Genomic DNA, 1,460 nt, shown 5'->3' with positions numbered 1-1,460 from the left:
CCAATACCGTTCAGTTAAGACTACATGGGTGTAGTTTGTAGGGTATGCCTCGTGCGGGTTGGCGCAAGCCTGAGTCGGATCGCCGGTTGTCAGATCTGGTATCGGTGGGGGTGTTGACGCGGGTGTTTCCTGCGGCGCTGGTGGATGAGGTGATCGCGGAGGCGGGCCGCACCCAGCAGCGGCATCGGTCGCTGCCTGCGCGGGTGATGGCGTATTTCGCGATCGCGATGGGCCTGTATGCGGAGGGCTCTTATGAGGATGTGCTGGCCCAGCTCACCGATGGTCTGGCGTGGGCGTCGGGGTGGCGTGAACGCTACCGGTTACCAGGTAAGTCGGCGATCTTTCAGGCCCGTGAGCGGCTGGGGTCAGCACCGCTGGCCAGCTTGTTTTCGCGGGTGGCCCGCCCGTTGGCCGGGCCAACCACGCCGGGAGCGTGGTTGGCCGGGCGGCGACTGGTCGCCATCGACGGAACCTGTCTGGATGTGGCCGACACAGCGGCCAATGATGAGTACTTCGGCCGGCCCGGTGCCAGCAAGGGTGAGAAGGCCGCCTTCCCGCAGGTTCGGGTCGTTGGGGTGGCCGAGTGTGCGACACACGCGGTCTTTGCCGTGCAGATCGGGGCCTACCGCGATTCGGAGTCCAAACTCGCCGAACAACTGCTGGGTACCCTGACCACGGGGATGTTGCTGCTGGCTGATCGCGGGTTCTTCTCGTATGCGTTGTGGCGCAAGGCCTCTGCGACCGGGGCCGATTTGTTGTGGCGGGTACGCACCGGTTGGCGTGCCCCGGAACCGGCCCATGTGCAAGACCTTCCCGACGGTTCCTGGCTGGCTCACCTGCGGGCCAGCGCCGATCGGGCCAGCACCCCGATGCTGGCCCGCGTCATCGACTACACCCTCGACGACGGACGCGACAACCCCACCGTCTACCGGCTTTTGACCACGCTGACCGACCCCGAGCAGGCGCCAGCGGTCGAGCTGGCTGCCGCATACGCCCAGCGCTGGGAGATCGAGAACACCTTCGACGAACTCAAAACCCACCAGCGTGGACCTCGCATCGTGCTGCGCTCCAAATCCCCCGACCTGGTCCAGCAAGAAATCTGGGGACACCTGTGCTGCCACTACGCCATCCGTACCTTGATGACCCAGGCCGCCGAACACGCCGGACATGACCCCGACCGCGTCAGTTTCACTGCCGCACTGAGCATCACGCGTCAATCCGTCGCCCAGCAGGGCGCTTTTCCCCCCGGACCACCCCGAAACGCCTGACCGGCACTGGCGCGCCTTCCTGCGCCGACTGCTCGACCGCCTCAACCCGGCCCGACGCCACCGCGCAGCACCCCGGGTGGTCAAACGCAAAATGTCCAAGTGGCACGTCAAACGCGCCGACTACGCCCACTGGCTCCAACCCGAGCATTCACCAAACATCACCATCCACCGTCTTAACTGAACGGTATTGGG

Annotated in this window: 1 protein-coding gene; it reads left to right on the top strand. The window is 65.3% G+C overall.

All coding sequences use genetic code 11. The features are described 5' to 3' along the window. Window positions 1-44: 44 nt before the first annotated feature. Entirely contained in the window at window positions 45-1,268 is a 1,224-nt protein-coding gene (locus B4U45_RS28445) for an IS4 family transposase (RefSeq protein ID WP_075545525.1), read from the top strand. Window positions 1,269-1,460: the final 192 nt, after the last annotated feature.

Source organism: Mycobacterium persicum (genome assembly GCF_002086915.1).
Classification (GTDB): Bacteria; Actinomycetota; Actinomycetes; order Mycobacteriales; family Mycobacteriaceae; genus Mycobacterium; species Mycobacterium persicum.
Note: the sequence above shows the minus strand (reverse complement) of the source record. Positions and strands in the feature narration are given on the sequence as shown.

What these genes read in the sequence shown, in the direction of transcription:
- B4U45_RS28445 (WP_075545525.1), top strand. Translation starts at nt 45, where the DNA reads ATGCCTCGTGCGGGTTGGCGCAAGCCTGAGTCGGATCGCCGGTTGTCA.